General features: G+C 70.4%; 7 protein-coding genes. 4 read left to right on the top strand and 3 right to left on the bottom strand.

Going from position 1 to position 7,013, the window contains the following annotated elements; all coding sequences use genetic code 11:
* From AB0B89_RS33560 to AB0B89_RS33550, 3 genes are all read right to left on the bottom strand, one after another.
* A partial coding sequence (locus AB0B89_RS33560; protein WP_358560852.1) for an MFS transporter occupies positions 1–930 on the bottom strand: 930 nt, incomplete at its 3' end.
* Positions 927–1,502 carry a helix-turn-helix domain-containing protein gene (locus AB0B89_RS33555; protein WP_358560849.1) on the bottom strand — a complete coding sequence of 192 codons (576 nt, stop codon included), beginning with the start codon at positions 1,500–1,502 and terminating at the stop codon, positions 927–929. The genes AB0B89_RS33560 and AB0B89_RS33555, both read right to left, overlap by 4 nt.
* A 48-nt stretch (positions 1,503–1,550) precedes the next feature.
* Entirely contained in the window at positions 1,551–2,168 is a 618-nt protein-coding gene (locus AB0B89_RS33550; RefSeq protein WP_358560846.1) for an XRE family transcriptional regulator, read from the bottom strand.
* Positions 2,169–2,390: 222 nt separating this feature from the next.
* On the opposite strand from AB0B89_RS33550, the gene AB0B89_RS33545 reads away from it, so the two are divergent.
* The 4 genes from AB0B89_RS33545 to AB0B89_RS33530 all read left to right on the top strand — a co-directional run bounded on the left by AB0B89_RS33545 (position 2,391) and on the right by AB0B89_RS33530 (position 7,005).
* A complete protein-coding gene (locus AB0B89_RS33545) occupies positions 2,391–3,971 on the top strand; it encodes an NCS1 family nucleobase:cation symporter-1 (RefSeq protein WP_358560843.1) in 1,581 nt (526 codons plus the stop codon).
* A complete protein-coding gene (locus tag AB0B89_RS33540) occupies positions 3,971–4,705 on the top strand; it encodes an aspartate/glutamate racemase family protein (protein ID WP_358560840.1) in 735 nt (244 codons plus the stop codon). The genes AB0B89_RS33545 and AB0B89_RS33540 overlap by 1 nt, the downstream gene beginning before the upstream one ends.
* A 567-nt stretch (positions 4,706–5,272) precedes the next feature.
* A complete protein-coding gene (locus tag AB0B89_RS33535; RefSeq protein ID WP_358560837.1) occupies positions 5,273–5,758 on the top strand; it encodes an oxidoreductase in 486 nt (161 codons plus the stop codon).
* The gene (locus AB0B89_RS33530) at positions 5,755–7,005 is read left to right on the top strand and encodes a proton-conducting transporter membrane subunit (protein ID WP_358560834.1); all 1,251 of its coding nucleotides are present in this window, start codon (positions 5,755–5,757) and stop codon (positions 7,003–7,005) included. Before AB0B89_RS33535 ends, AB0B89_RS33530 begins: the two co-directional genes overlap by 4 nt.
* Positions 7,006–7,013 lie beyond the last annotated feature (8 nt).

Below are 7,013 nucleotides of genomic sequence, written 5' to 3'. Positions count from 1 at the left end.
CGAAGGGATGCCGGGCGGGTTCGTCGTACCTGACGAACATGTTGTGGCCGGTGCGGCGAGCGACCTTGTTCGCGTCAGGCTCGAAGACCTCGGCCCGGCCGCGAACGCGCCGAGCAGCCCGCCGCCGCCATAGATGCCCAGCATCAGGCCGATCTCGGCGGCCGAGGCGCCCTGCTCCCGCGCCAGGACGACCAGCACCAGGCTGAGCCCGGCGAAGATCAGGTTGCTCGCGGCGACCAGCACGACGGCGGCGCGTATCAACGCGTGCCGCCACAGCCAGCGCAGACCCTCGGTGGTGTCCCGCCACAGTGACCCGGGGGGCTCCGCCCTCCTGTCCTGCAGGTCGCGCCGGACGAACAGCAGGGCCACCGAGGCGACCAGGTAGGAGATCGCGTCGGCGACGAACGGCAGCGCGTGGCCGATGCCGAACAGCAGACCCCCGAGCGGCGGCCCCGCCAGGGCGGCGCCCCGGCCCTTGGCCTCGTTCTGCGCGATCGCGGCGGGCAGCAGCGGCGCCGGCACGATCTTGGGGAGAGCGGCCTCCTCGGCGACGCCGAAGAACACGAAACAGGTGCCCTGGACGAACACGGCGATCGCCAGATGGGTCATGGTCAGCGCGTCCAGCCAGAAGGCGACCGCGATGCTCGCGATGGCGGCGCACGCGGTCACCTGGGCTGTCAGCATGATGCGGCGGCGGTTCCACCGGTCCACGAGCGTTCCCGCCGGCAGGTGCGCGACCAGGTAGGGCACGCTTCCGGCGGCGCCGACCAGCCCGGCGTCCGCCGGGGAGCCTGTCATGGCGAGCACCAGCAGCGGCGCCGCCGTCGCGCTGATCCGGGAGCCCAGGGTGGACACGATCTGACCGCCCCACAGGGCCATGAAGTCCCTGTTGCGCCAGAGCGACGGCCTGCGATCGGCGGGAGAGGTCATGCAGTTCCCTCCGGGTCGGGGGTGGGGAAGGCATGGAAGATGACGGTGATGTGCCGTGCTCCCGGGGGAGCCTCGTCCGGATCGCGCCGCCAGCGATTGAGCAGGGCGACGTACTCCTCGGTGAATTCGGCCAGTTCCCCGGCGGTCAGCGTGGTGCCGCCCAGAGAGGTCAGGGCGGCCTCGCCGAACGCGCCATAGGCGTCCTGGTCGGCGCGGAAGGCCGCCAGCTCGGCCTCGGCGCGTTGCCGCCATTGGCGGCCGACCTCACGCGCGGCGACCTCCGCCTCGGCGTCCACCCCCCGGCCGGGCAGGCGCAGGTCCTCCGGAACCGAGCGCCAGTACTTGCGCAGGCCGGACGAGCGTGCCGTGTCCTGCTCGATGAAGCCGTATCGCGCGAGCTGCCGCAGGTGGTAGCTGGTGGCGCCGCGGTCCTCGCCGAACTCGGCCGCCAGGATGGCCGAGGTCGCCGCCCCGCGATTCTGGAGCCGCGTGAGCAGCCGCTGCCGCAGCGGATGCGCGAGCGCCTTCAACGCCTCCGCATCCGACAGTTCCCGCCGTCGTATCTCGTTCACGATGAGAAGATATCAATGCAAAGGTTTCTTCTCATAGCCTTCGGCGCGTCAGTGGTGGACGATGAGCCAGGTCGCCACGGCGGTGACGGTCTCCGACCGGTTGCCGATGATGTGGGGGCGGTCGCAGGAGAAGGTGATGGAGTCGCCCTCGGCGAGCGTGACGACCTCCGACTCGAAGTCGATGGTGAGCTCGCCCTGGGTCACGGTGCCCACCTCGTAGCCTTCGTGCCGCAGGAAGTGGCCGTGGGCGTTGGAGATCGAGCTCGGCGGATAGGTCGACTCGAAGAACTCGACGTCGGGCGAGGGCACGGGTGAGAGTCTGCGGAAGGTGACGCCGCCGCTGAGCTCTATGGGTGCGACCTCCCGAGCGCGCCTGATCGCGAACCGGTCGACGGGGGAGGAGGGCGCGGCGTCGGCGGCCCCGGTGTCGAAGACGGCGGCCAGCGGCACGCCGATCGCGGAGACGAAGGCGATGAGCCTGCTGACCGACGGCCGCATCGTGCCGAGCTCGATCTGCGAGACCGCGCTGGCCGAGATGCCGAGCTCGCGCGCGAGCGCACGCAGCGACATCCCCGACTGGAGCCGCAGCTCGCGTAGCCGCCGCCCGAGCCGCTCGTTGGTGACCGCCTCGATCTCCGCGCCCGGTTCCGGGGTCATGGCTGTCATGGCCTCCACACCAATTGTCACAAGGCCTTTACGCCCGCGAAATTAGGGCCCGGATGTCAAGGCATACATTGACGCCATCTGTTAAGTGACCACTTAACACCCGAGGCCGCGCAGCCTAGCGGCATCGCGTTCGCCGGCCCACCGAGCACGTCCCGCCTCTGCCTCGTCATGCCCGCACCCAGGACATCCAGTTCCCGCACAATACCCCCCACGGAAGCTGAAATGACCGAACACAGTGCACCGTCCCAGCCGAAACCACACGACCTCCTCGAAGCGGCCGGCATGCCCGTGGGCGCCGGTCTCATCAAGCCCGGCTACGACCCCCGGCTCGCCAACGAGGACCTGGCGCCGCTCCGCAAGCAGACCTGGTCCTCGTACAACATCTTCGCCTTCTGGATGTCCGACGTGCACAGCGTCGGCGGGTACGTCACCGCGGGCAGCCTGTTCGCCCTCGGGCTGCACAGCTGGCAGGTCCTGTTCGCCCTGCTGGCGGGCATCGTCATCGTGAACGTGTTCTGCGACCTGGTCGCCAAGCCGAGCCAGGTCACCGGCGTGCCCTTCCCGGTCATCAACCGGGCCATCTTCGGGGTGCGCGGTGCCAACATCCCGGCCATCATCCGGGGCCTCATCGCGATCGCCTGGTACGGGGTGCAGACCTACCTCGCCGCGCAGTCGCTCATCATCATCTTCCTGAAGTTCTGGCCATCGACGGCCGCGCTCAACGAGGGCGGCTTCCTCGGCCTGTCCACCCTCGGCTACATCTGCTACGCCATTCTCTGGCTGGCCCAGGCGGCCGTGTTCTGGAAGGGCATGGAGGCGATCCGGCGGTTCATCGACTGGGCCGGGCCGGCCGTGTACGTCGTGATGGTCGTGCTCGCGGTCTACCTGGTCGGCCAGGCGGGCTGGGGGAACATCAGCCTGGACCTCTCCGAGGGCGAGAACCTCGGCTTCGGCGCGTCCATCCCGGTCATGCTCAGCGCGATCGCCCTGGTCGTGTCGTACTTCTCGGGCCCTATGCTCAACTTCGGCGACTTCTCCCGGTACGGGAAATCGTTCGGGGCGGTGAAGAAGGGCAACCTTCTCGGGTTGCCGGTCAACTTCCTGTTCTTCTCGTTGCTCACCGTGATCACCGCCTCGGCGACCGTCCCGGTGTTCGGCGAGCTCATCACCGACCCCATCCACACGGTCGAGCGCATCGGCACCCCGTTCGCCGTGCTGCTGGGCGGGCTCACCTTCGTCATCGCGACCGTGGGCATCAACATCGTCGCCAACTTCATCTCCCCGGCTTTCGACTTCTCCAACGTGAACCCGCAGAAGATCAGCTGGCGCACCGGCGGGATGATCGCCGCCGTCGGGTCGGTGCTGCTCACGCCGTGGAACTGGTACAGCAACCCGGACGCCATCCACTACACGCTCGGAATCCTCGGCGCGCTGATCGGTCCGCTCTTCGGCATCCTGATCTCCGGCTACTACATCGTGAGCCGTCAGCGGGTGTGGGTGGACGACCTGTTCACGCTCGACCCGACGGCCCGTTACTGGTTCAGGAACGGTTACAACCCCAACGCGGTCTGGGCCACCGTGCTCAGCGGCGTGCCCGCGATCGCCTCGGTGCTGGTGCCGAAGATGCTGCTCGACCTCGAACTCACCACGGTCGACGTCACCTGGATCGCCGACTACAGCTGGTTCGTCGGCTGCGGGCTCGGCTTCGCCGCCTTCACCGTCCTCGAACGGATGTCGCCGGCGATCGGCGGCCTCGACCGCGACGCCGAGCTGGTGTCGGACGGCACGGCCCAGGCCGGTTGATGGCCCGCATCCGGGTGATCAACCCCAACACCGCCCGGGCCATGACCGAGAGCATCGGCCGCTGCGCCCGGGCGGTGGCGGCGCCGTCCACGGTCGTCACCGCCGTCAACCCGGCCATGGGTCCTGCGTCGATCGAGAGCCACTACGACGAGGCCCTGGCCGTCCCCGGCCTGCTGGCGGAGGTCGCGGCGGGGGAGAGGGCCGGTACGGACGGCTACGTCATCGCCTGCTTCGGGGACCCGGGCCTGGACGCCGCGCGCGAGCTGGCGTCCGGTCCCGTGGTCGGGATCGCCGAGGCGGCCATGCACGCCGCCACCCTGGTCGGGCGGAGCTTCAGCGTGGTGACGACCCTCGCCAGGACCACCGGGCGCACATGGGACCTCGCCGCCCGGTACGGCTTCGCGGGCGCGTGCCGGGAGGTCCACGCCTGCGACATCCCGGTGCTGGAGCTGGACGACCCGTCCTCGGACGCGCGGGAGGTCGTGGCCGACCTGTGCGCGACGGCGGTCGAACGCGACGGGTGCGACTCGATCGTGCTCGGCTGCGCGGGCATGGCGTCCTTCTGCGCGGACGTCTCCCGCCGGGTCGGCGTGCCGGTCATCGACGGGGTGGCCGTGGCGACCAAGCTCGTGGAGTCGCTGGTGTCCCTCGGGCTGCGGACGAGCACCCGCGGCGAGTTCGCCCCGCCCGGCCCCAAGAAGTACACGGGCCTGCTCGGCGAGTTCTCCGTCTGACGGCGTGCGCGACCGCGCCGGTGAAATCTCACGCTCGATGCAACCGGCATTTTAGGTAGAAATAGTGGGTTTTTAGAGTAGCATGCAGTCATGGCCGCCCTGTTGCACCTCGTGCGGTTGCGAACGTTCGTGACCATCGCGGATAGCGGGGGCTCCTCGCCGCGCATGACGAGGCGATGGGCCGGCTCGGCGGGGATCGGACGCCGTGCGCCCTCCTGACCTGACCGGAGCGCCACCGCGCGACAACGGTCCTCTTCCGGCGCGTCACCCCGCCGTGGTGGGCGAAGTAGAGGCTCCAACCCGTCACAGTGAGTTGCGATACGACTACGCATGGGTATCGTTTCGCCACGCGCGAGATCTCGACGTTCGTGTACGCGCTCAGCGGTGCGGATGCGACCGGGCCGCTGAGGCGGCACGCGACTCCTACCTGAATTGATCCCCGGGCGGGGACACGGCGGAGCCGAACGAAACGAGACGGGAGCGGTTCGTACGAGCCGCTCGCCGGGCCGATGTCGGCCGTGCTTCGACGCGTCCCCCATCCATCTCCCCAGTCGCTGAGGTGTCGTCGTGATCGGTTTGTGGCGGAAGATACGAAATACGGGCAAGGTGGCCGAACCGGCGCCGGAGAGGGCCGGTGGCGACACCGTGCCCGCCGCGGCCGAGTTCGGCGGTTCCGTGCAGATACGGCATGTCGACGCGGGCTCGTGCAACGGGTGCGAAGTGGAGATCGCCTCGGCGTTCGGGCCGGTGTACGACGCCGAACGCTACGGGGCGCGCCTGGTGGCCTCGCCCCGGCACGCGGACGCGGTGCTGGTGACCGGCCCGGTGACGCGCAACATGGAGGTCGCCCTGCGGCGCAGCCATGAAGCGGTCCCCGAGCCGTGCCTGGTGATCGCGCTCGGCGACTGCGCCAGGAACTGCGGCGTGTTCGCCGGGGCGTACGGTGTGGTCGGCGCGGTCAAGGACGTGCTGCCCGTGGACGTCGAGGTGGCGGGATGCCCGCCGGAGCCCGGGGCCATCGTCGAGGCGCTGCGCGGGCTGACCGGCCGGTGAACGCGGCCGGAACGTTCCTGACGTCCGCGCTGGGCCTGTGCCTGGCCTCGGCGCTGGCCGGGGTGATGACCCCGCGCAGCGTCCGGCCGCTGGTGGTGGGTGTGGGGATGGCCTGCGCGGGCGCGTCGGGGGCCTCGGCGGGCGTCGCGGCGCTCGCCGGGCAGACCTGGTCGGCCTGGCTCCCCGGCGTGCTCCCGCTGGCGGGCGCGCGCCTCGCGCTCGACCCGCTGGCCGGGACGTTCGTCGCGGTCACCGGCGCGGTCGCGGTGTGCGCCGCGATCTACGGAATCGGCTACACCCGGCACGGCCTGGACGGCCGCGTGGCACAGGCGACGCCCCCGCTGTTCCTTGCGGCCATGCTGCTGGTGCCCGTGGCGGCGAGCGTGAGCACGCTGCTGGCCGCGTGGGAGCTGATGGCGATCACCTCGCTGCTGCTGGTGCCGGCCGAGCACGCGCGCCGTGCCGCCGTGGGCGAGGCGGCGCTGTGGTACGCCGTGATGACCCACCTCGGCTTCGTGGCGATCCTGACCGGGTTGGCCGCCTTCGCCGCGAGTGCCGGAGGTGACTCCTTCGCCCAGCTCAGGGAGGCCGAGCTGTCTCCCGCCGTCTCCGGCACCGTGTTCCTCGCGACGCTGGTGGGCTTCGCCTCCAAGGCCGGCGTCGTGCCGTTGCACGTCTGGCTCCCGCGCGCCCATCCGGAGGCGCCGAGCCAGGTGTCGGCCATGATGAGCGCGGCCATGGTCAACATGGGTGTGTACGGAATCGTCCGGGTCGGCATGGACCTGCTGCACGGCGGCCCGGCCTGGTGGTGGCTGCTGGTGCTCGCGGCCGGCGCCCTGTCGGCGCTGTTCGGCGTCCTGCAGGCCACGGTCGCCTCCGACCTCAAGCGGCTGCTCGGCTACTCCACCACCGAGAACATGGGGCTGGTCCTGATCGGCGTGGGCGCGGCCGGGTTCATCGCCGCCTGCGGGAACCCGATGCTCGCGGGCCTCGCGCTGGCCGCCGCGCTGCTGCACGTGGTCAACCACTCCGCGTTCAAGACGCTGTTGTTCCTTTCGGCGGGGTCCGTCCTGCACGCCACCGGGACACGCGACCTGGACGCGCTCGGGGGCCTGCGGGGCCGGATGCCGTACACGACCGCGCTGTTCGCGGTCGGCGCCCTGGCCTCCTGCTGCAGGGTCGTCGTCCGAAAGGGAGCGTACGGCTTGCGTGTGTACGGCTTGCTCTCGACCGACGTGACCGAATAGGCGGAGCC

Source organism: Sphaerisporangium sp. NPDC049002, from assembly GCF_040649355.1.
In the GTDB taxonomy this organism is placed as follows: Bacteria; Actinomycetota; Actinomycetes; order Streptosporangiales; family Streptosporangiaceae; genus Sphaerisporangium.
Note: the sequence above shows the minus strand (reverse complement) of the source record. Positions and strands in the feature narration are given on the sequence as shown.

Coding starts and splice junctions, on each gene's coding strand:
- AB0B89_RS33550 (WP_358560846.1), bottom strand. CDS start 2,168: ATGACAGCCATGACCCCGGAACCGGGCGCGGAGATCGAGGCGGTCACC.
- AB0B89_RS33545 (WP_358560843.1), top strand. CDS start 2,391: ATGACCGAACACAGTGCACCGTCCCAGCCGAAACCACACGACCTCCTC.
- AB0B89_RS33540 (WP_358560840.1), top strand. CDS start 3,971: ATGGCCCGCATCCGGGTGATCAACCCCAACACCGCCCGGGCCATGACC.